The organism is Cupriavidus sp. D384 (assembly GCF_001652915.1).
Lineage (GTDB): Bacteria > Pseudomonadota > Gammaproteobacteria > Burkholderiales > Burkholderiaceae > Cupriavidus.
The window spans coordinates 1-21,448 of the sequence record NZ_BBQI01000092.1 but is presented as its reverse complement, the minus strand read 5'-3'; the positions used below and the strand labels follow the sequence as shown (position 1 = coordinate 21,448).

The 21,448-nt window shown below is 63.7% G+C and carries 23 protein-coding genes and 3 tRNA genes; 16 read left to right on the top strand and 10 right to left on the bottom strand.

Annotation, left to right across the window (positions count from 1 at the left end):
* The first annotated feature begins 74 nt into the window (after positions 1-74).
* From A9J21_RS20840 to A9J21_RS20825, 4 genes are all read left to right on the top strand, one after another.
* A complete protein-coding gene (locus A9J21_RS20840; RefSeq protein ID WP_082926538.1) occupies positions 75-1,103 on the top strand; it encodes a tripartite tricarboxylate transporter substrate binding protein in 1,029 nt (342 codons plus the stop codon).
* 396 nt (positions 1,104-1,499) lie between these two features.
* A complete protein-coding gene (locus A9J21_RS20835) occupies positions 1,500-2,132 on the top strand; it encodes a CsgG/HfaB family protein (protein ID WP_066739064.1) in 633 nt (210 codons plus the stop codon).
* A gap of 28 nt (positions 2,133-2,160) precedes the next feature.
* Positions 2,161-2,604 carry a DUF4810 domain-containing protein gene (locus A9J21_RS20830; RefSeq protein WP_066739063.1) on the top strand — a complete coding sequence of 148 codons (444 nt, stop codon included), beginning with the start codon at positions 2,161-2,163 and terminating at the stop codon, positions 2,602-2,604.
* Positions 2,601-3,257: a DUF799 domain-containing protein gene (locus tag A9J21_RS20825; RefSeq protein WP_066739062.1), complete on the top strand. Its 657-nt coding sequence runs from the start codon at positions 2,601-2,603 to the stop codon at positions 3,255-3,257. Before A9J21_RS20830 ends, A9J21_RS20825 begins: the two co-directional genes overlap by 4 nt.
* 101 nt (positions 3,258-3,358) lie before the next feature.
* Here A9J21_RS20825 and A9J21_RS20820 read toward each other — a convergent pair.
* Positions 3,359-3,448, bottom strand: a tRNA-Ser gene (locus A9J21_RS20820).
* A 323-nt stretch (positions 3,449-3,771) separates the two neighbouring features.
* On the opposite strand from A9J21_RS20820, the gene A9J21_RS20815 reads away from it, so the two are divergent.
* Positions 3,772-4,317 carry a glycine zipper 2TM domain-containing protein gene (locus A9J21_RS20815; RefSeq protein ID WP_066739061.1) on the top strand — a complete coding sequence of 182 codons (546 nt, stop codon included), beginning with the start codon at positions 3,772-3,774 and terminating at the stop codon, positions 4,315-4,317.
* 107 nt (positions 4,318-4,424) lie between these two features.
* On the opposite strand, the gene hemW is transcribed toward A9J21_RS20815, so the two are convergent.
* From hemW to A9J21_RS20790, 5 genes are all read right to left on the bottom strand, one after another.
* Positions 4,425-5,675 carry a radical SAM family heme chaperone HemW gene (hemW, locus tag A9J21_RS20810; RefSeq protein ID WP_066739060.1) on the bottom strand — a complete coding sequence of 417 codons (1,251 nt, stop codon included), beginning with the start codon at positions 5,673-5,675 and terminating at the stop codon, positions 4,425-4,427.
* Positions 5,672-6,286 (bottom strand): RdgB/HAM1 family non-canonical purine NTP pyrophosphatase, encoded by a 615-nt coding sequence (gene rdgB, locus A9J21_RS20805; protein ID WP_066739059.1) that lies wholly within the window; start codon positions 6,284-6,286, stop codon positions 5,672-5,674. Before rdgB ends, hemW begins: the two co-directional genes overlap by 4 nt.
* A 19-nt stretch (positions 6,287-6,305) precedes the next feature.
* A complete protein-coding gene (gene rph, locus A9J21_RS20800) occupies positions 6,306-7,022 on the bottom strand; it encodes a ribonuclease PH (RefSeq protein ID WP_066739058.1) in 717 nt (238 codons plus the stop codon).
* Positions 7,023-7,108: 86 nt separating this feature from the next.
* The gene (locus A9J21_RS20795) at positions 7,109-8,023 is read right to left on the bottom strand and encodes a PP2C family serine/threonine-protein phosphatase (RefSeq protein ID WP_066739057.1); all 915 of its coding nucleotides are present in this window, start codon (positions 8,021-8,023) and stop codon (positions 7,109-7,111) included.
* Positions 8,024-8,050: 27 nt separating this feature from the next.
* Complete coding sequence (locus tag A9J21_RS20790) at positions 8,051-9,139, bottom strand: serine/threonine-protein kinase (protein WP_066739056.1); 1,089 nt, start codon at positions 9,137-9,139, stop codon at positions 8,051-8,053.
* 222 nt (positions 9,140-9,361) lie between these two features.
* Here A9J21_RS20790 and A9J21_RS20785 point away from each other — a divergent pair, with 222 nt between their 5' ends.
* The 4 genes from A9J21_RS20785 (at position 9,362) to A9J21_RS20770 (ending at position 13,978) form a co-directional block, all read left to right on the top strand.
* The gene (locus A9J21_RS20785) at positions 9,362-10,297 is read left to right on the top strand and encodes a YicC/YloC family endoribonuclease (RefSeq protein WP_066739055.1); all 936 of its coding nucleotides are present in this window, start codon (positions 9,362-9,364) and stop codon (positions 10,295-10,297) included.
* A 4-nt stretch (positions 10,298-10,301) separates the two neighbouring features.
* The gene (gene gmk, locus A9J21_RS20780; RefSeq protein ID WP_066739054.1) at positions 10,302-10,952 is read left to right on the top strand and encodes a guanylate kinase; all 651 of its coding nucleotides are present in this window, start codon (positions 10,302-10,304) and stop codon (positions 10,950-10,952) included.
* A gap of 85 nt (positions 10,953-11,037) precedes the next feature.
* Positions 11,038-11,241: a DNA-directed RNA polymerase subunit omega gene (gene rpoZ / locus A9J21_RS20775; RefSeq protein ID WP_006578656.1), complete on the top strand. Its 204-nt coding sequence runs from the start codon at positions 11,038-11,040 to the stop codon at positions 11,239-11,241.
* Positions 11,242-11,554: 313 nt separating this feature from the next.
* Entirely contained in the window at positions 11,555-13,978 is a 2,424-nt protein-coding gene (locus A9J21_RS20770; protein WP_066739053.1) for a bifunctional (p)ppGpp synthetase/guanosine-3',5'-bis(diphosphate) 3'-pyrophosphohydrolase, read from the top strand.
* A 33-nt stretch (positions 13,979-14,011) separates the two neighbouring features.
* Here the strand turns inward: A9J21_RS20770 and greB are convergent, their stop codons facing one another.
* A complete protein-coding gene (gene greB / locus A9J21_RS20765) occupies positions 14,012-14,578 on the bottom strand; it encodes a transcription elongation factor GreB (RefSeq protein ID WP_066739052.1) in 567 nt (188 codons plus the stop codon).
* A gap of 124 nt (positions 14,579-14,702) precedes the next feature.
* Here greB and A9J21_RS20760 point away from each other — a divergent pair.
* The 4 genes from A9J21_RS20760 (at position 14,703) to A9J21_RS20745 (ending at position 15,893) form a co-directional block, all read left to right on the top strand.
* A tRNA-Arg gene (locus tag A9J21_RS20760) sits at positions 14,703-14,779 on the top strand.
* 187 nt (positions 14,780-14,966) lie between these two features.
* Positions 14,967-15,245 carry a hypothetical protein gene (locus tag A9J21_RS20755; RefSeq protein ID WP_066739051.1) on the top strand — a complete coding sequence of 93 codons (279 nt, stop codon included), beginning with the start codon at positions 14,967-14,969 and terminating at the stop codon, positions 15,243-15,245.
* 176 nt (positions 15,246-15,421) lie between these two features.
* Entirely contained in the window at positions 15,422-15,667 is a 246-nt protein-coding gene (locus A9J21_RS20750; protein ID WP_066739050.1) for a hypothetical protein, read from the top strand.
* A gap of 149 nt (positions 15,668-15,816) precedes the next feature.
* Positions 15,817-15,893: transfer RNA gene (locus A9J21_RS20745), tRNA-Met, on the top strand.
* 213 nt (positions 15,894-16,106) lie between these two features.
* Here the strand turns inward: A9J21_RS20745 and A9J21_RS20740 are convergent.
* Entirely contained in the window at positions 16,107-16,370 is a 264-nt protein-coding gene (locus A9J21_RS20740; RefSeq protein ID WP_066739049.1) for a hypothetical protein, read from the bottom strand.
* A gap of 86 nt (positions 16,371-16,456) precedes the next feature.
* On the bottom strand, positions 16,457-16,747 hold the full coding sequence (locus A9J21_RS20735; protein ID WP_066739048.1) for a hypothetical protein: 291 nt from the start codon (positions 16,745-16,747) through the stop codon (positions 16,457-16,459).
* A 256-nt stretch (positions 16,748-17,003) separates the two neighbouring features.
* Between A9J21_RS20735 and A9J21_RS20730 the strand changes: the two genes are divergently transcribed.
* The 3 genes from A9J21_RS20730 (at position 17,004) to lpxO (ending at position 19,803) form a co-directional block, all read left to right on the top strand.
* Positions 17,004-18,416, top strand: a complete 1,413-nt coding sequence (locus A9J21_RS20730) for a DUF2252 domain-containing protein (RefSeq protein ID WP_066739047.1) — start codon at positions 17,004-17,006, stop codon at positions 18,414-18,416.
* A 25-nt stretch (positions 18,417-18,441) separates the two neighbouring features.
* Positions 18,442-18,753, top strand: a complete 312-nt coding sequence (locus A9J21_RS20725; RefSeq protein WP_066739046.1) for a hypothetical protein — start codon at positions 18,442-18,444, stop codon at positions 18,751-18,753.
* A 147-nt stretch (positions 18,754-18,900) separates the two neighbouring features.
* Positions 18,901-19,803 carry a lipid A hydroxylase LpxO gene (lpxO, locus tag A9J21_RS20720; RefSeq protein ID WP_066739045.1) on the top strand — a complete coding sequence of 301 codons (903 nt, stop codon included), beginning with the start codon at positions 18,901-18,903 and terminating at the stop codon, positions 19,801-19,803.
* 112 nt (positions 19,804-19,915) lie between these two features.
* On the opposite strand, the gene A9J21_RS20715 is transcribed toward lpxO, so the two are convergent.
* Entirely contained in the window at positions 19,916-21,448 is a 1,533-nt protein-coding gene (locus A9J21_RS20715) for a GGDEF domain-containing protein (protein WP_066739044.1), read from the bottom strand.

The following is a 21,448-nucleotide window of genomic DNA, read 5'->3' as shown; positions in this document are numbered from 1 at the left end:
GCGGCGGCACCGCACAGGGCCGCCGCACATTCAGAGAAGCAGCACAGCTTTCGTTCAAAGCAGGAGACAACAACATGGTCAACACCTTCACGGCCGCCCCGCGCGCGGCTTTTGCTTCCACATGGCTGCGCCGCCTGGCCGGCGTGGCCGTTGCCCTGGCAGCCGGCATCACGGTCAGCGGCGCCGCAGTGGCGTCGGGCACGGCCTGGCCGCAACGCGCGGTCTCGGTCGTGGTGCCGTTCCCGGCCGGTGGGTCCACCGATACCATTGCGCGCCTGCTGGCTCAGCCGCTCAATGAAAAGCTCGGCCAGCCGTTCGTGGTGGACAACCGTCCGGGCGCCACCGGCGCCATCGGTGCCACGTTCGTCAAGCGTGCCCCGGCCGATGGCTACACGATGCTGGTGGCCTCGATTGGCGTTTTTGCGGTGAATCCGTTCCTGCAGAAGAACCTCCAGTACGACCCGGCCAAGGATTTCGACCTGCTGACGGTGGCCGTGCGCGCGCCGAACGTGCTGGTGGCGAATCCGAATTTTCCGGCCAAGTCGCTGCAGGATCTGGTGGCCTACATGAAGAAGAATCCGGGCAAGGTGTCGTTTGCCAGTTCGGGTGCCGGTTCGTCCGACCATCTGACGGCCGCGCTGTTCTGGCAGAAGAGCGGTACCGAGGGCCTGCATGTGCCTTACAAGGGCGGTGCGCCTGCCATCTCCGACCTGCTGGCAGGCCAGGTGGACGTGTCGTTCCAGAACATCAACGCAGTGCTGCAGCATATCCGCACGGGCAAGCTCAAGGCGCTGGCCGTGACGTCCGACAAGCGGTCGTCGGTACTGCCGAACGTGCCGACCATGGCTGAGGGCGGCGTCAAGGATGTGGACGTGTATTCGTGGCAGGGCGTGGCCGCGCCCAAGGGGCTGCCGGCTGACGTGAAGACCCGCCTGCACGGCGCCATCGTCGGCGCGCTCAAGGACCCGGGCATGCAGAAGAAGCTCAGCGAGCAGGGCTTCGAAGTGGTCGCGAATACGCCGGAACAGTTTGCGGAGTTCGAGAACCAGGAACTCAAGCGCTGGAAGACCGTGATCGAGCAGGGCAAGATCACAGCCGAATAATGGCGCTGGCCGCCGCGGGCGGCCTTGCCATACCGAATCCCTCCAAGGAAGTCGTTGGATATTGGCCCCGCCTGAGCATGGCGGGGTTTTTCTTTTGGGGCGTCACGGCTGGGCGATCGGTGTCCGGCTCCCAACTGAAGTGGGGGCGTGATGCATGCGGCCTAAACAATCGCAGGACATTTCCGATAACGATCTGGGTAGCAACAGTTCAATGGTTGCTGGCGGAAATCTGACAGATTTGATTTGCGTCAGTAAAATTTCGCCCTTTTGCTATTGATGTATCTGGGCCGCTGGTCCATTTTTCCGAGTCGGCAAGTTCGCCGACTTGTGACGCTACCTGGAGAAATAGAAGTGAGGAATCTGAAGAGCTGCTGCCTGGCCGGTATCGTGGCCGCCATGGGCCTGGCCGGTTGCGCGACCGAAACGTCGACCGCACTGCCGGTGCAGAAGGTGGAAAGCGCGAGCCGCCCGTTCAATGGCGTGCGCACGCCCATCGCCGTGGGCAAGTTTGACAACCGCTCCAACTACATGCGCGGCGTGTTCTCGGACGGCATCGACCGTCTGAGCGGCCAGGCCAAGACCAGCCTGGTGACCCACCTGCAGCAGACCAACCGCTTCAACGTGCTGGAGCGTGAAAACCTCGACGAGATCAAGCGCGAAGCCACCATCAAGAATCAGGCCCAGAAGCTCAAGGGTGCCGATTTCGTGGTGACCGGCGATATCACCGAGTTTGGTCGCAAGGAAGTGGGCGACGTGCAGCTGTTCGGCATCCTGGGCCGCGGCCGCGAGCAAGTGGCCTATGCCAAGGTGAACCTGAACATCGTCAATATCACCACCTCGGAAGTCGTGTACTCCACGCAGGGCGCTGGTGAATACAAGCTGTCGAACCGTGAAGTGATCGGTTTTGGCGGAACGGCTAGCTACGACTCCACGCTCAACGGCAAGGTTATGGACCTGGCCATGCGCGAGGCCGTGAACAACATGGTCAACGCGATCGAGAGCGGCGCCTGGAAGCCGGGTCAGCAGTAAATCCTTACCAACAGAAGCGAGAAAAACCATGAAGCAATGGGTCACGCTGCGCAATGTGGCGTTTTTGTCGGCGGCCGGCTTGCTGGCCGGATGTGCGGGTCCTCAACCGATGTACCAGTGGGAGGGCTATCAGGTCCAGGTCTACGAGTACTTCAAGGGTGAGTCGAAGGAAGCGCAGATCACCGCGCTCGAAGGTGGCCTGGAGAAGATCAAGGCCAAGGGCGGCGTAGTGCCTCCGGGCTATCACGCCCAGCTCGGCATGCTCTACCTGAACGTGGGCAAGGGCGACCAGATGATCAAGGAATTCCAGACCGAGAAGACGCTGTTCCCCGAGGCGTCGCCGTACATGGACTTCCTGCTGCGCAACGTGAAGACCGACGAGCGCAAGGAAGTGGGCGCTGCCGCACCGCAGGCCAGGCCGGAAACCACGGCCGCCACCAAATCTGACGTTACCGCAGGGAGCACGAAATAATGCGTCGCATTCTGACCTATATCGCCACCCTCGGCGCCGTCATGCTGTTCGCCGGCTGTGCCACGCAGAAGCAGATCGACTATTCCGCCTACAAGCAGGCCCGCCCGCGCTCGATTGTGGTGCTGCCGCCGCTCAATGAGTCGCCCGATGTCAAGGCGACGTACGGCATGCTGTCGCAAGCCACCGTGCCGCTGGCCGAGGCTGGCTACTACGTGCTGCCCGTGGCACTGGTCGACGAGACGTTCCGTCAGAACGGCCTGACTACGCCGGGCGACATCCACACGGTTCCGACACCCAAGCTGCGCGAGATCTTCGGGGCCGACGCGGCCCTGTACGTGACGGTAAGCAGCTACGGCTCGCAGTATCAGGTGTTGAGCAGCGTAACGAAGGTCACGGCCGGCGCGAAGCTGGTGGACCTGAAGACGGGCAACGAACTGTGGAGCGGCTCGGCCACGGCAACGAACGAGAGTTCGGGCAACGCAGGCGGTGGCCTGATCGGCGCGCTGATCGGCGCCGCCATCGCGCAAGCCATGAACCACGCGTTCGACGCCACCTACAAGGTGGCCGAAATGGCCAGCCTGCGCCTGCTGTCGGCCGGCCAGCCCAACGGCATCCTGTACGGCCCGCGCTCGCCGAAGTATCAGTCGGACTGATCGCTGGACTGGCCTGGCCGCCTGCTGGGCGGCCTGCCAACAAAAAATGCCGCAGCACGGGCTCCAGTTCGGAGCGGTGCTGCGGCATTTTTCATTTGTCTTGGCGGAAGCGGTGAGATTCGAACTCACGGATGGGTCACCCCATCGGCAGTTTTCAAGACTGCTGCCTTAAACCACTCGGCCACGCTTCCTTTCGGATTGGATACCGGGCGCTGCGGCGTGTCATCCGCCATGCCCGGCCGCGCATTATACAAGGTCGCGGAGCCGGACAGTGTGCCGACAGTGTGCCGCGCATCCTGCGCATGCCGGATGGCATGGTTGAGCCGTCCATTGTTGCGTTGGCCGGAATGCGCCATGGACTGGCGAAATTGTCGGTGTTTGTCGGACAGCGCGGAACCATGTTGGCGCTGTAAGGTTCCTAGAAAGGTCGATTTGCGGGCATATGCCTGGCGCGTGCGCCCCGCCGCTTCACCTTTTCAAACAGCCTCAAACAGCCATCAGAGGAGAATTGCCAATGGAACAACAAAAGGACACCAAGGACAACAAGGACACATCCAGGGCGTGGCTGGCGCTTGGCAGCCTGGGCGCACTGGCGCTGGCCGCGGGCCTGGCCGGTTGCGCGCAGCCGGGCTACGGCGGCTATGGCAACTACAACACGGCGCCGCCGCCGCAGGCTTATCAGCAGCCGGGCACCAACAGCTACCAGGCGCCGGCCGGTTCGGTATTTACCGGACGCGTGGAATCGATCGAGCCGATCCAGTCGACGCAGGGTAGCTCGGGGCTGCTGGGCACCGTGATCGGCGGTGCGGCAGGCGGCCTGCTCGGCCACCAGATCGGCGGCGGGCGCGGACAGACCGCCGCCACGATCGTGGGTGCCGTGGGCGGCGCCGTGGCGGGCAACCAGATCGAGAAGCGCGCCGGCAGCAATACCTCGACCGCGTATCGCGTGAACGTCCGCCTGGACGATGGCCGTGTGGCCACCGTCACGCAGAGCAATCTCGGCAACCTGCGCGTGGGTGACCGCGCTCGTGTTGCCAACGACATGGCGACCCCATACTGAGCGTCGGCCAGTCATCGCAGCACATAGTAAAAGCGCCACACCTGTTAAGGGTGTGGCGCTTTTTTGCTGGCTGCGTCGAAATGCCTCGTCGAAATACTATTTCGCACTCAATCGTTCAGGAACATCTCCTGCAGGTCATTGAGGAATCGGCGACCCAGTTCAGTGGGTTTGATCGTCGTGGGGTCTGCTTCGAGCAGGCCTTTCATTTCCGCCGCCGCCAGTTGCTTGCTGATGGTGTGCAAGGGCAGGCCGGTGTAGTCGTGAAAGCTTGACGCCGGTACGCCGTCGGTCAGCCGCAGCGCGTTGAGCATGAACTCGAACGGCAGTTCATCGGCGCCCACTTCGCGCGCTTCCTGCACGGCATTGCCGGCCATGGCCTGTTCCATATACGTGGCCGGATGCTTGTGGCGCATCTGGCGCAGGATCCGGTTCGGGAACGACAGCTTGCCGTGCGCGCCTGCACCGATACCCAGGTAATCGCCGAAACGCCAGTAATTGAGATTGTGCTTCGCCTCGCGATGGGGCCTGGCATAGGCCGACGTTTCGTAGTGGCGGAAGCCGGCCTGCGCCGTGCGGGCTTCGATGATGTCCTGCATCTCGTAGGCAATGTCCTCGTCCGGCAGGGCCGGCGGGTACTTCGCGAACAGCGTGTTCGGTTCCAGCGTCAGGTGATAGAGCGACAGGTGCGTGGTGCCATAGGACAGCGCCGCCTCCAGGTCGCGCACGCATTCGTCGATGGTCTGGCCCGGCAGCGCGTACATCAGGTCCAGGTTGACGTTGTCGAAGTGCTTCAGCGCGATGTCGATCGCCGCCCGTGCTTCGCGCTCGCCGTGAATGCGGCCCAGCGCCTGCAGGTGCCGGTCATCGAAGCTCTGGATGCCGATCGACAGCCGGTTGATGCCGCTGGCGCGATAGCTTGCGAAGCGCTCGGCCTCGAACGTGCCGGGATTGGCTTCCATCGTGATCTCGGCATCGGCGTCCAGCGGCAGCAGGGCGCGGATATCGGACAGCAGGCGGTCCATGCCGGCCGCCGACAGCAGGCTCGGCGTGCCGCCGCCGATGAACACCGTATGCACCGGACGGCCCCATACCAGCGGCAGCGACTGTTCCAGGTCGGCGCGCAGCGCATCGAGGTAGATGTCTTCGGGGATGTCGTGGCTGTCGTTCTTGCCCGGCGCCGCATGCGAATTGAAATCGCAGTACGGGCACTTGCGTACGCACCAGGGAATATGGACATACAGCGACAGCGGCGGCGAGCCGGGCAGGGCGATCTGGCCCGGCTTGAGCCAGAGCTGCTGGTTGCCGGCCGGCGACACTTCGGCCGGCTTGCTGCTGCCGGCGGGGATGATCGGGATCATGCGCCTACCTTGAGACTCGCCGCCTGCAGCCGTGCCACCAGCCCTTGCAGGGCCAGCGCGCGATGGCTGATGTTGTTCTTCTCGTCCGCGGTCAGTTCGGCGGCGGTCTTGCCGATCCGTGGCAGCAGAAAGTGCGGGTCGTAGCCAAAGCCGCCCGCGCCGCGCGGTGCGTCGACGACTTCGCCCGCCCACGTGCCTTCGGCGATGATCGGGCGCGGATCGTCGGCATGGCGCACCAGCACCAGCACGCAGTAATAGTGGGCGTGGCGGTTCAGTTTGCCGGCCAGTTGCGAGATCAGGTGCGCGTTGTTGGCGGCATCGGATTTCGGCTTGCCCACCATCTGCGCGTAGCGCGCCGAATAGACGCCCGGCGCGCCATCGAGGGCGTCGACGCAGATGCCCGAGTCATCGGCCAGCGCCGGCATGCCGGCCAGGCGGCTGGCATGGCGTGCCTTGGCCAGCGCGTTTTCGACGAACGTGACGAACGGCTCCTCGGCTTCCGGAATGCCAAGTTCGCCCTGCGGCACGACATTGAACCCGAGCGGCGACAGCAGCGCGCTGAATTCGCGCACCTTGCCGGCATTGTTGGAGGCCAGGACCAGGCGTTGCATCGTCAAATCCCTTCCGCAATCAGAGGCCAAGCGCCTGCTTCTGGTGGCGCACCAGTTCGGCGATGCCGGCTTCGGCCAGGCGCGTCATGGCGTCGAGGTCGGCGCGGCTGAAGGGCGCGCCCTCGGCCGTGCCCTGGACTTCGACGAAGCCACCGCTGCCGGTCATCACCACGTTCATGTCGGTGTCGCAGGTGCTGTCCTCGGCGTAGTCGAGGTCGAGCACCGGCACGCCGTCGACCATGCCGACCGATACCGCGGCCACGAAGTCGCGGATCGGGCTGGCCTGGATCAGGCCATCGCGCAGCATCTTGCCGATGGCGTCGTGGGCGGCCACAAAGGCGCCCGTGATGGCGGCCGTGCGCGTGCCGCCGTCAGCCTGCAGCACGTCGCAATCGAGATGGATCGTATATTCGCCAAGGGCGGCCAGATCGAACACCGAGCGCATGGCGCGGCCGATCAGGCGCTGGATTTCCTGGGTGCGGCCGGTCTGCTTGCCGCGTGCGGCCTCGCGATCCGAACGCGTGTGCGTGGCGCGCGGCAGCATGCCGTATTCGGCGGTGACCCAGCCTTCGCCGCTGCCCTTCTTGTGCGGCGGCACCTTGGGCAGCACGCTGGCCGTGCACAGCACCTTGGTATCGCCAAAGGCACTCAATACCGAGCCTTCGGCATGGCGGGTGTAGTGACGGGTCAGGCTGATGGGTCGCAGCACGTCGGCCGCGCGTCCGCTGGGTCGCATGGGGAATCTTTCGTTGGAATCGGATAAGACCGCGATTCTAACGCCGCCGGGCGCATCGTGCGCCCGACGGTGTCCCCCGAGTGCCTTCAGCGCATCAGATTCGACGTCTTGTCGATCGCCGCCCGGATCTCGGCGATCGAGCGTTCGATTTCTTCCTCGGACAGCAGGTCGGTCTCGGTGCCGGTGCGCTCAAGGATCGACGTCGTGAAGGCGTTCAGCGGCAGCGTGTCGGTCAGCACCGCTTCCTCGTTGGGCACGGTGGCGTCGGCTTCCCACATCATGGCGATGGCTGTGGTGTTGTCGGCACCTTCGCCGGCATTTGCCAGCGCCTGTTCGATCAGGTCGGGGATGGCATGCACCACCGACAGGTGCGTCACCTTGTCGACAATGACCTTTTCGTCCAGCACGCCCCACAGGCCGTCCGAGCACAGCAGCGCCACATCGCCCGGCTCCAGCCGCACCGGGCCGCCAATGTCGATCAGCGGCAGGTTGGGCGAACCCAGGCAGTTGTAGAGCTTGTTGCGCTCCGGATGGTTGGCCACCTCGAAGGGCAGCACGCGTTCCTGCTGAAGCAGGTTCTCGATCTTCGAGTGATCGCGTGTGCGCGTCAGCAGCGCGGCCTTGCGCATCAGGTAGAAGCGCGAGTCACCGGCGTGGGCCCAGTGGATCTGGCCGTTCTGGATCAGGCAGCAGACCACCGTGGTGCGGGGCACGTCGGCCAGCTTGTTGGCTTCGGCATAACGGTGGATCTCGCGATGCGCCAGCATGACCGTGTCCTGCAGAAAGTCGGCAGGGTTGCGGATTGACGGGCGGGCCTGCGACTGGAACTGGCGGGCCAGCGTCTGCAGCGCCTGTTGCGCGGCGACTTCGCCAAAGGCGTGGCCGCCCAGGCCATCGGCCAGCACCATGAGCAGGGCATCGCGCGTGAAGCAGTAGCCCATGCGGTCCTGGTTGATCCGGCGGCCGCCTTTCCGGCTTTCCTGGTAGACGGAGAATCGCATTGCGGTAATTCGTGTCGGGTTCGTGCGTTAGTCGCCGCTTCGGCCGGTTTCCCCGGCGTGAACGGGCTTTGCGGCGGTCGGCTTGTCGATGTTCCTGTCTTCGCGGCGGCGCAGCAGCGTCATGAAGCGGCTGGTGGCATTGAGACGCTCGGTAGCCGGCGCCACCGGGGCGCTGGCGGCCGCGGCGGCCGATTGTTCGCCCAGCGCATTGCTCTGGTCGCGCAACTCCTTCTGGAGCCGGAAGACGCTCTGCGGCCGTTCGGACGGCGTCAGGCGCAGGCACCACTCGACCAGGTCGACCAGGCCGTTGGTGTAGGTGGCGCGCAGCCGCGTGAAGGATTCGGCCATGCGGTCTTCCTTCTCGCGCTGGTTGGCCTCCTGCGGCGGCATGCCGGCCATGCACGCGTACAACGTGGCCCCCAGGCTGTAGATGTCGGTCCACGGGCCCAGTTCGGAATGCTTGCCATAGAGTTCGGGCGCCGCGAAGCCGGGAGTGTACATCGGCTGGAAGCGCGCGTTTTCCATGGTCAGGATCTGCCTGGCGGCCCCGAAATCAAGCAGGATCGGCGATTCGTCCTCGCGCAGGTAGATGTTGCCGGGCTTGATGTCCAGGTGCAGCAGTTTGTGAATATGCACTTCGCGCAGACCGCTCATCAGGTCGTGGAAGACCTTGCGGATGAAACGCTCGCGCAGCACCTTCGGCTTGCCTTGCTGCCGGGCCTGCAGGATATGCTCCTGCAGTGTCTTGCCCAGCTCGTAGTTCATCACCATGTAGACCGTGGCGTTCTCGCGGAAGAAGTTCACCACGCGAACCACGCTCGGGTGCGAAATACGGGCCAGCGAACGGCCTTCCTCGAAGAAATACTTCAGGCCCAGGCGGAAGGAGGCGGCGTTTTCGTCGGGGACGACAGGAATCAGCTCGCCGGGGCTGCGGCGGGCCAGCGAGGACGGCAGGTATTCCTTGATGGCAACCGGTGCGCCGGTCTCGTCGGTGGCAAGGTAGACGAAACTGAACCCCCCGCTGGCCAACTTCTTTACAATACGGTAGTTGGCAAGCAGCGTGCCGATAGGGAGCGGCGCGCTCTTGGGTTGGTTGGCGCCCTTGGACTCTGTCATAGGATTCGGGACCTCATTTGCTCCCGGATTCTCCGGGCTAATCGGTCACTTGTAAAGAAATCATTAGCGGGGACTGTTGCCAAAACTCCGCGCTTTCCGACCACCGCTTTCCCATTGATTTTTCGGGCGATTTACCGCCTGTACGGCCGCGCTGGCCGGGCCGCCGGCCCCGGCTTTCGTACCGAATCCTGATTTTTCGACTCTTTCGCGAGATTAACGACGATGATCCACAGCATGACAGGCTATGGCCTGGCTACCCGCCAGGCTCCGCTGACCAACGCCCAGGGCGAACCCAGCGGCCGCACGGCTTCGGTTTCCGTGGAATTCCGCACTGTCAATTCGCGTTTTCTCGACCTGTTGTTCCGCGCGCCGGAAGAGTGCCGCGCCTTCGAGCCGGCACTGCGTGAAATGCTGATGGGCGAGCTGTCGCGCGGCAAGCTCGAATGCCGCATCAACCTGCAGCGCACCGACACCGGCGGCGCCACGCTGGCACTGAACCAGGGGCTGCTGGACCAGATCCGCGCACTGGAAACCACCGTGGCGGGCACGTTCGCCGGCGCCGGCACCATGCGCATGGGCGAGATCCTGCGCTGGCCCGGCGTGCTGGTGGAGCCCGAACTGTCCCAGGAAGCCCTGCGCGAGGCCGTGACCGGCGCCGCGCGCGAGGCGCTGAAGCAACTGCTGGAGGCGCGCAGCCGCGAGGGTGCGGCGCTCAAGGCCACGCTGGAAGAGCGTATCGACGCCATGCTGGCCATCGTCGAGCGCCTCACGCCGATGATCCCCCAGCTGATCGCCCACCATCAGGAAAAGCTGACCGAGCGCCTGCAGGAAGCCTTCAACCTGGCCGCGCCGAACGGCATGCCGTCGATGAGCCGCGAAGAAGTGGCCGAGCGTATCCGCCAGGAAGCCACGGTCTACGGCATCCGCATCGATATCGCCGAAGAGCTGTCGCGCCTGCAGGCCCACCTCAACGAAACCCGGCATATCCTGAAGAAGGGCGGCCAGGTCGGCAAGCGCCTGGATTTCATGATGCAGGAGCTGAACCGCGAGGCCAATACACTGGGCTCGAAGGCCGCGGCCAAGGAACTCGCCGATGCATCGATGGAGCTCAAGCTCCTGATCGAGCAGATGCGCGAACAGATTCAAAACCTCGAATAAGATCATGAGCGACACCACCCACACCGCCATCGATACCGCCTATCCCGGCAACCTGTTCATGGTGGTGGCACCGTCCGGGGCCGGCAAATCCACGCTGGTCAATGCGCTGCTGGCGCAGGACAAGTCCATCCGCCTGTCGATTTCGCACACCACGCGCAAGCCGCGTCCGGGCGAGCAGAACGGCCGCGAGTACCACTTCACCACAATCGAGGAATTCCGTGCCGCGCGCGACCGCGGCGAATTCCTGGAATGGGCCGAGGTGCACGGCAACTACTACGCCACCTCGCGCGTCTGGATCGAGCAGCAGATGGCCCAGGGCAACGACGTGCTGCTGGAAATCGACTGGCAGGGCGCCCAGCAGGTGCACCAGCGCTTTTCGAACGCCATGGAGATCTTTATCCTGCCGCCGTCGCTGACGGCGCTGGAGGACCGGCTCAAGAAGCGCGGCCAGGACGAGCCGAATGTGATCGTGCGCCGCCTGCTCGCCGCCGGTAGCGAAATGGCCCATGCTTCGGAGTCCGATTACGTGATCATCAACGAGGTGTTCGAGGACGCGCTGAAGCAGCTGCAAAACGTCGTTCACGCGACCCGTTTGCGCTTTTCGTCGCAGAAGGCCCGTCACGCCGAGCTGTTTATCGAGCTCGGCATTCATTGATTGCAGGCCCGCCGCCGGAAGGTTCCGGCGGCGTGCTGTAAAATACCGGCCTGTCGAACAGGTTCTATCCCAAGGTGGATTTGATATGGCGCGTATTACCGTCGAAGATTGTCTGAAACACATCCCGAATCGCTTCGAGCTCGCGCTCGCCGCGACTTACCGTGCACGTCAGCTCGTGCAAGGTCACACGCCCAAGGTCGAGGCCAAGGACAAGCCCACCGTGGTGGCGCTGCGTGAAATCGCGTCCGGGCAGGTGGGTATCGAGATGCTGAAGAAGGTACCGACCTGATTGCCAGGGCGGCCCGTGGTTCATTCATGCTTCGCGTGCGTACGCATCCAGCCGCGCATCCGGTTGAATTCCAGGGGCTGCCATGCCTTCGTCGCCGACCGATCCCGCCATTGCTCCCCCGGCCAACGCCGGGGCCGGGCTTTCGCGTGCATTGCCGGCGGCGAGGCGTCCTGGCGCCGTGCCGGCACCGGCCGGTGCGGTCGCCACGCCTGTGGCGCCCGGTGCACCGCTGCCCGGTGCCGTGCCGGTCTCCACAGCCCTGCCTCCGGCGCCTTCCGCGCCTGCCGGCCGTAAGCGTCCCGGACCTCCTCCCGTGACAGCCCGTACCGGTGCTCCCAATCTGCCCGATCCGCTCGGCGACAACGTCGTCGGCGAGCGTGCCGTCGTGCCCCCGATCCAGCAGGGCAAGGCGCGTGCGGCGCTGGCCAATGAACTGGTAGCCGAACCGGTGGCTGGCACCGTGCCCGCCACGCCTGGCGGCGACCTGTTCATCGACGCCGTGCTGGCGCAGTCATACCGGCACTTCTTCGGCCCGACGTCGCAGCCGGCGGTACCGCCAAGGCAGCAGGTCATCTCGATCGCGCGGCTGATGGAGAAGCTGGCCTACCTGAAGCCGGCGGACCAGGCCGCGGTGCGGGAAGCCTTCCAGTTCTCGGACGAGGCGCACCTGGGGCAGTACCGCCAGAGCGGCGAGCCATACATCACGCACCCCGTGGCCGTGGCCGAGCTGTGCGCAGACTGGAAGCTCGATGTGCAGTCCATCATGGCGGCGTTGCTGCACGACGTGATGGAAGACCAGGGCATTACCAAGAGCGAGCTGGCCGAGAAGTTCGGCCCGAAGGTGGCGGAACTGGTCGATGGCCTGACCAAGCTGGACAAGCTCGAATTCCAGAGCCGGGAGCAGGCGCAGGCGGAAAGCTTCCGCAAGATGCTGCTGGCGATGGCGCGCGATGTGCGGGTGATCCTGGTCAAGCTGGCCGATCGCACGCACAACATGCGCACGCTCGATTTCGTGCCGCCCGAGAAGCGGCGCCGGATCGCGCTGGAAACGATGGAGATCTACGCGCCGATTGCACACCGGCTGGGTCTCAACACGATTTACCGCGAGCTGCAGGACCTGTCGTTCAAGGTTGGCTCGCCGTTCCGCTACGCCACGCTGGAAAAGGCCGTCAAGGCCGCGCGCGGCAACCGCCGCGAGGTGGTCCGGCGCATCCTGGAGGCGGCGCAGGCCGCTCTGGGCGACGCGGGCATCGTGGCCGAACTGTCGGGCCGCGAGAAGACGTTGTACAGCATCTATCGCAAGATGCACGACAAGCAGCTGTCGTTCTCGCAGGTGCTGGATGTCTACGGGTTCCGTGTGGTCGTGGAAACGCAGATGCACTGCTACATGGCGATGGGCGCGCTGCACGGCCTGTACAAGCCGATGCCGGGCAAGTTCAAGGACTACATCGCGATTCCGAAGATCAACGGCTACCAGTCGCTGCACACGACGCTGGTGGGCCCCTTCGGCACGCCGGTGGAGTTCCAGATCCGCACGCGTGGCATGCACCAGATTGCCGAGGCCGGCGTGGCTGCGCACTGGATGTACAAGCACCAGGCCGACCATGCCAACGATATCCAGCAGCAGGCCCACCAGTGGCTGCAGTCGCTGCTCGATATCCAGAGCCAGACTGGCGATTCGCAGGAATTCCTCGAACACGTCAAGATCGACCTGTTCCCGGATGCCGTGTACGTGTTCACGCCCAAGGGCCATATCCGTGCGCTGCCGCGTGGCGCCACGGCGCTGGACTTCGCGTACGCCGTGCATAGCGACCTGGGCAACCAGTGCGTGGCCGTCAAGATCAACAACGAGCTGCTGCCCCTGCGTACGGAGCTCAAGAGCGGCGATATCGTCGAGGTGGTGACGGCGCCGTACTCCAAGCCGAATCCGGCCTGGCTGGCGTTCGTGCGCACCGGCAAGGCGCGCGCGGCGATCCGGCACTACCTTAAGACCACCAAGCTCGACGAGGCCATCCAGCTGGGCGAACGCCTGCTGGATCAGTCAGCCCGCCAGCTTGGCATCGAACTGAAGGCGGTGCCGCAGTCGGTGTGGGAGCGCATGATCCAGTGGACCGGCAACAAGGTGCGCGAGGACATCTTCGCCGACCTGGCGCTGGGCCGGCGCGTGCCAGCCGTGGTGGCGCGGCGCATGGAGATCCTGCTTCAGGAACTGTCCGGCGACGTGGACAGCGCGCTGCTGGCTGCGGTGCAGACGTTCGCGGGCGAGGAAGCCCCGGCGGTGCCGATCACCGGCGACGAAGGCATGTCGATGATCTTCTCGGCGTGCTGCCGTCCGATCCCGGGCGACTCGATCGTTGGCTATCTGGGCAAGGGCGAAGGCCTGCAGATCCACGTACAGGACTGCAAGGTCGCCAAGCGCCTGCACAGCAAGGACCCCGAGCACTGGATCGAGGTCATGTGGGCCAAGAAGACGACGCGCGCCTTCGATGTCTCGATCAAGGTCATGGTGCGCAACGTGAAGGGCATCGTCGCGCGCGTGGCAGCCGACCTGACTGCAGCCGACGCCAACGTGGCCCACGTGGCGATGGAGCAGCAGCAGGTGGCCGGCCACCAGGAAGCCACGTACATGCAGTTCGTGATCCAGGTGCAAAACCGTCTGCACCTGGCCAACGTCATGCGCGCGCTACGCCGCAATCCGGATGTGATCCGGATCTTCCGCGACCGGAACGACGGTTAAGCGGCGCCAGCAAAACGATACTGCGTCCCGTTGTTACTGCGGGGGCTTCGCCGGGTATTTCACTTCCAGAATATCGATCTGCTCGATGCCGGCCGGCGTACGCAACGGCACGGTGTCGCCTTCGCGCGCCTTGATCAGCGCCTTGGCGATCGGTGAAATCCAGCTTACGTGGTTGCTGTCCAGGTCCACTTCGTCCATGCCGACGATCGTGATCGTGGTCTCTTCGCCTGACTGGTTGGCATACGTGACCGTCGCGCCAAAGAAAATCTGGTCGTTGTCGCCCTGCAGCGATGGGTCTACCACCTCGGCCTTGTCGAGCCGGCGTGTCAGGAAGCGGATGCGCCGGTCGATCTCGCGCAGGCGCTTCTTGCCGTAGAGGTAGTCGCCGTTTTCCGAACGGTCGCCATTGGACGCCGCCCACGACACGATCTGCACGATGTCCGGACGGTCCACATCGATCAGATGCATCAGCTCGTCGCGCAGCCGCGTGTAGCCGGCCTCAGTGATGTAGTTCTTGGTGCCGGCAGGCAGCGGTGTCGCGCCTTCGGGAAGATCGTCGTCGTCATCGTTGGACGACTCTTTGACAAAAGCCTTGTTCATGTTCCGGATCACTTCATGAGGCTTCAATTATAGGAAGTTGCGCCCCTCGACCCTCGTCGATGAAAAAAATGCGTGAAGGGGGTTCACAAAACTGAAAACTTCTATATAATCTCATTTCTCGGTTGCGGCTGTAGCTCAGTTGGATAGAGTACTTGGCTACGAACCAAGGGGTCGTGGGTTCGAATCCTGCCAGCCGCGCCAACCTATACGAGAAAAGGGCTTCCGGAAACGGAAGCCCTTTTTTCATTCCCCCGTCCTACCCCCTCGTTTTTCCCTTCTTTTCCTTGCTGCTTCGTTCGCTGTCTATGCTGTATGCACGGGCGGCCGGAACACCTGCGCGCTGGCTGGCTCCAACTTCAATCCTGATCGCCACTCACGGAGGCAACACATGCAACAGGACGACTGGCGCGTGGAAGGCTATCGCGGCATGGACGCATACGTACTCGTGACCTCGCAACACGATGCCGTGGCCGGCAGCGTGGGCGATACGCAGACCTGGGGTTACGAGGTGCGCGTGTCCCAGGAGGGCATGGACCCCGCCGACGCAGGCGACACCGAGCGGCTTGCCAGCGGCGCACACGTCTTCGCCACACGCCACGCAGCCGAAGTGGCGGCGTTTGCCGCAGCCTACGCGCTGATCGACAAGCTGATTGGTCCGGTGCGATAGGCACGGCAGCATCGCTGCAAAGTTCCTTGCGATGCGTGCAATGGCGCATCACAGGCCGATTCAGGCCTCATTGGTTTTGACTTGATCCAGATCATTCGTGGATCGGGGGATGGCTCCTAGTCTGGAACTGAGGCGCGCCGCGGTGCGCGCCAGCAGTAGAAAACAAGGAGCGCGCCATGCCCGAATACGAAGGATTAAAGATCGTCTACGAAGTGATCGTCCTGCCCAAGGATAAGTGGGCCATCATGATCGAGGTGATTCGTCGCGAGGATGGTGAAGTTCTGATAGCGCGTCACAATCCGTTTCCGCGTCAGCCGTTCGATACCAAGCTCGAGGCGCTCGATCACGTGAACCGCTATGTGTCGCAAGCCGTGAAAGGCCTGGAAGGTGTCACGGTGAAGCCGTTGCGACGTATCGCGTAGCGTTCACTGGCGGGCTCGCGCTGCAATAACGCGCGGCCCATCCCATCATGCACAAAGGCCTCGAAGCACCCACAGAGGCCTTTTCTTATTGCTGGTGCATAAAACGCTTGCCACGTGCCCCAGATTGCTGCATAATCTCTTTCTTCAGACGCGGGGTGGAGCAGTCTGGCAGCTCGTCGGGCTCATAACCCGAAGGTCGCAGGTTCAAATCCTGCCCCCGCAACCAGATACTCGAAAGGGCTACACATGATGTGTAGCCCTTTTGTTTTTTCCCCTCCTGCTTTCTCTTCCCATTTTCCTTTCTGCTTTCTCGCAGCGCATTTGGCGCGGCGCGGCATTCGCTCGTCTTTTTGCGCGATCCGCGATGCATCGTCTGCAAACGCGTAGCGTCCCCGCGGGTCATGCGACCGGCGGGGAGCACGTTGTCTGGGGAAAGGAATCAGGCCTTGATCAGCGACGCGGCGCGATTGAACGTGTCGCGTACCTGTGGCTGGCCTTCACGATCCGCGGCTTCAGCGCGGGCCTTGAGCCGGGATGTCAGCACGGCAAGGTTGCCGCCGGCGCCGCAGGCGCGCGCCGCTTCGTTCATTACCTGCGTCAGTTCCTGGTTCACGTCGGCGCCATCGAAAGCGCTGACGGACAGGGCCGACACGCGCTCCAGAAAGCTGTTGACCAGTGCTTCATCATGTTGCGGTTCGGGCATGGCGGCTCCTTGGCGAACAACGAAAACACTGAGGTGGGAATACTGCCGGAATACCGGGGCGAACGGTTCGGCGAAGCCGCGCGCGGCTAGCCTCGTGGCGGCAACTGCGGCGTCGCGACGATACGTCGTCGGGCGGGCTTGAGCACGCGGGTCGGCCACAGCACATAATTGGTATGCGGATCCATCGGCTTGCCGAAATAGGATACCCATACCTGAACGCCGTGTTCGGTTTCGGACACGATGGCGGCCACTGCACGGGCCGCGACAGAGGGGGACTTCAGCAGATCGGCCAGTGCTTCGACGCCCTGGACCACATGGTGCTTTACCCCCTTGAACCACACGTATTGACGCATGGCAGCAAGAAATCGCTTGGTCATGAATGCTGCTCTTCTCGTTGGCGATGCGAAATTGAGACCACAGCTTACACGGATAGTTGTGACGGTTTTGTAGGCCGGTGTCTGATTTTCTTTGAGAGCACGGTGGCATGTGATCAAGGCGCTGCATAGTGGCGCGCCCGTCATTTTGGACAATGTACGGTGTCAAATTGACAAGCCGTTGCACTTGTCTTAGCGTGGTTGCATATGCTGCACAAAATCTAACGTTGTCCTGGGCCCGCTGGGCGTGGAGGCAAGAGTGGAAAACGTGGCAGAGCTTGCAGAACGGCTTGAGCGTGGCAAGGCCCTTCGTCAGAAGGTGCCCCGACGCACGCACGAATTGATCGGCAACGTCGATCGCGACCCGGTTCGCCTGCTGGAGGAAAGCAGTGCCGGGCGGGTGGAGCGTCTGATCCCCTTGCGCTACGGGCGCATGATCGCGTCGCCATTCACGTTCTATCGAGGTAGCGCCATCATCCAGGCGCACGACCTCGCCGGCACGTCGAATACGGGATTGATCCACCAGATCTGCGGCGATTGCCATCTGTCGAACTTTGGCGGATTTGCTACGCCCGAGCGCGCGCTGCTGTTCGATGTCAACGATTTCGATGAAACCAGCCCGGGCCCGTGGGAATGGGACCTGAAACGTCTGACCGCGAGCTTCGTGGTGGCGGCACGCCATCTGCGCCACGGCACGCAGGCTGCCGACGACCTGGTTCACACAGTGGTGACCAGCTACCGCGAGCGCATGGCCGAGTACGCGGAGATGGGCATCCTGGAAACCTGGTACGACCGCATCACGTTCGAGCGGCTGCTGGAAAGCACGGACGATCCCGACATCCAGAAACGCGTCCGGCGTGCCATGGAGCGCGCCGCCGAGCGCACGCACGAGACGCTGCTGCCCAAGCTGTCCGAGCACGATGGTGACCGCTGGCGCATTCTCGACGCGCCGCCCGCCGTGTTCCATGTGCGCGGCGCGCAGACGTTGTTCAATGCCAAGGACGATTGGCTGGCTGTCGACAATCCGCGCGAAATCGTTGAAAAGTGTTTTGGCGACTATGTCTCCACGCTCGCGCGTGACCGGCGTGAACTGCTGTCGCACTTCAAGCTGCACGACATGGCCTTCAAGGTGGTGGGCGTGGGCAGCGTCGGCACGCGCTGCCTGATCCAGCTGATGATCGACAGCCATGGCAAGCCGCTGTTCCTGCAGGTCAAGGAGGCCAGCCGGTCGGTGGTGGCGCGCTACTTCAAGTCGGCGGCGGTCTCGCACGAGGGACGCCGCGTGGTGGAGGGGCAGCGTCTGATGCAGGCCGCCAGCGACCTTTTCCTGGGCTGGTCGAAGGGGCCGTTTGGCCGCCATTTCTATATCCGGCAGTTGCGCGACATGAAGTTCTCGGCCGATATCGAGCTGATGGACATCAACGTGCTGTCCGCCTATGCCCGCGTGTGCGGCTGGGTGCTGGCGCGTGCCCATGCCAAGGCCGGCGGGCTGGCGGCCGAGGTCAGCGGCTACCTGGGCAGCAACGACCGCATGGCCGAATCGATGATCGCCTACTCGAATGCCTATGCCGACCAGGTGGAGCGCGACTACGACGTTTTTGTGAAGGCGTGCCGCTCGGGCCGGCTCGAGGCGCGTACCGATGCCGATATGGCCGCCGATTTCCGCGTATGACCCGTTAGTCCCCAGGAGTGTGCCGATGACCGAAGATCTGCTGCTGCAACTGATGGTGGAGGTGGAAAAGGCCGATCCCATCGACTACGCGAACCTGCCATTCGATGACGAGAAGCTGCGTGCACTGGCGTGCAAGATCATTGCCGAGCGTTCCACCGAACTGGAAACCTCGGGTCTGTCGCAAGAGGCACTGCTGGCCACCCTGTGGGCGTCCACGGCCAAGCTGGTGCTGGAAAACATCGTGCTCAATGCGCGGTTGCTGACCCTGCAGGGCAAGGCCGAGGATGCGCGCGTGCTGATCGACCGTATCGCCCGGCAATCGCGCGGCAAGCCCTGAACGCGCTGGCCTGTGGTGAGGCTCATGCATCACACGATGCGTGAGCGTCGCCGTTTGGCTAAAATAGCGCGTTTTCCGCTCCCAGGCCATTCCCGACGGCCGTTCGGTCACTCCGGGGGCGGGGTTTGTCCTGGAGGGGGATTTCGGGTGATCAAATGGATAATCGTCGCCGTCTACGTGGGTGCCATCCTGTATGTGCATTTCCGCGGCAAGGTACGGCTGCCGTTCATGCGCCAGGTGCTCGACCATTCGGCATTGGTGGCACCGGTCAACTGCTTCATGTACATGTTCTCGGGCGTGCCGCGCACGCCGTACATCGGTGTCGACCGCTTTCCTGAATTGGAGAAACTGCGATCCGCCTGGCCGCAGATCCGCGACGAGGGCCTGGCCCTGATCGCGATGCGCAAGATCAAGGCCGCCGACAAGAACGACGACGCTGGCTTCAACTCGTTCTTCAAGTACGGCTGGAAGCGCTTCTACCTCAAGTGGTACGAAGCCCAGCACCCGTCGGCCGAAACGCTGTGCCCGAACACCGTGGCGCTGCTGCGCGAGATGCCTTCGGTCAAGGCGGCGATGTTTGCCGAACTGCCGCCGGGCGGCAAGCTCAACCCGCACCGCGACCCGTTTGCCGGTTCGCTGCGCTACCACCTGGGCCTGTCCACGCCCAACGACGACCGCTGCTTCATCGAGGTGGACGGCGAGCGCCACAGCTGGCGCGACGGCCAGGGCGTGGTGTTCGACGAGACCTACCTGCACTGGGCAGAGAACAAGAGCGACACGGATCGCCTGATCCTGTTCTGCGACATCGAGCGCCCGATGCGCTATCGCTGGGCGGCCACGGTCAACCACTGGCTGGGCCGCAAGGTGATGACGGCCGCCAGCTCGCCGAACGACGAAAACGACCAGACCGGCGCGATCAACAAGCTGTTCCGCTTTGTGTGGCTGGGCGGCCAGTATCGCCGCCGCTTCAAGTCCTGGAACAAGAACCTGTATTACGTGACCAAGTTTGGCCTGATCATCGGCGGCGTGGCGCTGATCGTGTTCCTCTGATGCGCGGGGCCCGGCTGGATCGCTGATCCGGCGGCAGGGCTGCAAGCAAAAAACCGGCAGGTGACTGCCGGTTTTTTTTCGTCCTCGGGTTTTCGTCCTCGGGTTTCAGCCGTCAGCGTGGATCGGAATCACGCTGTCGCCGCTCGTTGCCCAGTTCCTCGTAGTGGGCCCGCTTGGCCTCGTACATGCGATGGTCGGCCAGCTTGACCGTGTCGGTGAGCCGGTCGCCCTGGGTGCAGGTGGCCGCGCCTATCGAGAACGACAGCCGCGCGCCCGGGTAGAACTGGTTGTTCAGGCCCACCACTTCCTGGATCTGTTCGACCACTGTGGCCGCGCCGCGTTCGTCGCGACCCGGCAGCAGCACCATGAACTCATCGCCGCCGATGCGCGCCACGCACGCCTGTTCGCCCACGGCCTTCTTCAGCACCTCGCCGGTACGGCGCAGCAGCGCATCGCCGTCGCCGTGGCCAAACTGGTCGTTGATGGCCTTCAGGCCGTTCAGGTCCACCGCCACCACGCTGACCGGCCACGGGCCCTTGCGACCCAGCCGGGCCAGTTCGTCCTCGTAATAGGCGCGGTTGTAGAGCTTGGTCAGCACGTCGTGCTTGCCCAGGAATTCCACATAGGCCTCGGCCTTCTTGCGCGCGGTGATGTCGGTCAGCGACACCAGCACCTGGTCCCAGTCGGCCTCGCGGCCCGGGAATACCGACCACTGCATGAAGACGTCCACAGAGCGGCCGTCCAGCGCGTAATTGATGACCTCGCGCTGCTGCCAGAGCTTTTCGTGCCACAGGTCGATCAGCTGCTCGGCAAAGTGGATGCGCATGTCGTCGCGGAATACGTCGCCCAGGCGGGACAGCAGGATTTCCTTGCTTGACGCGCCGAACATCGTCAGCGTCTGCTGGTTCACGTCGAGCACGCGGATTTCCTGCATGCAGCGCGAGACAAAATCTGGGTGCACGTTCAGGAAGGTGCGGAAATCCGTGATGCCCGCCGCGCGCACTTCGTCCAGCAGCATCTTCACGGCGCTGAAGTCTTCCACCCACAGCGACACCGGCGAATGTTCGAACAGCCCGACTGCATATTGCTGGGCGCGGCGCAGGTCGCGTTCGGTGCGCACCCGCGCCGTGATGTCCTCGATGGACAGCAGCACACGCGACCAGTCGGCCTCGTGGCCGGGCATCACCGTGGCTTCCAGGCGGATGTCGAGACGCTCGCCGTCAAGCGTGTAGTTGACGGTCTGGCTGGAAAAATGCTGCCCGCCGTCCCAGAGCTGGCCCAGTTCCTCCACATGCTGGTCGAACATGTCGTCGCGGAACACGCTGTCGAGGTTGGCCACCAGGTCGGCCAGATCGCTGGCGCGGAACAGGTCCAGCGTGCGCTGGTTCACATCGAGCACGCGGATCAGGGCCGAGCAGCGCGCCACCTCGTCGGGGTTGTCGCGCAGGTGGCGGCGCAGGTCGGTGACGCCATCGGCTCGCAGTTGTTCAAACGCCCGGCGCACCGCGCTGAAGTCTTCCAGCCAGAGCGACACGGGCGCCAGCTGGAACAGGGTCTGATAGTCGTTGTCGAGCCGCGAGGCGGCGGTTGCGTGCCCCAAGTTGTTCTCCCTTTTTGTGATGGATGGCGTATCGCGCACTAGCAT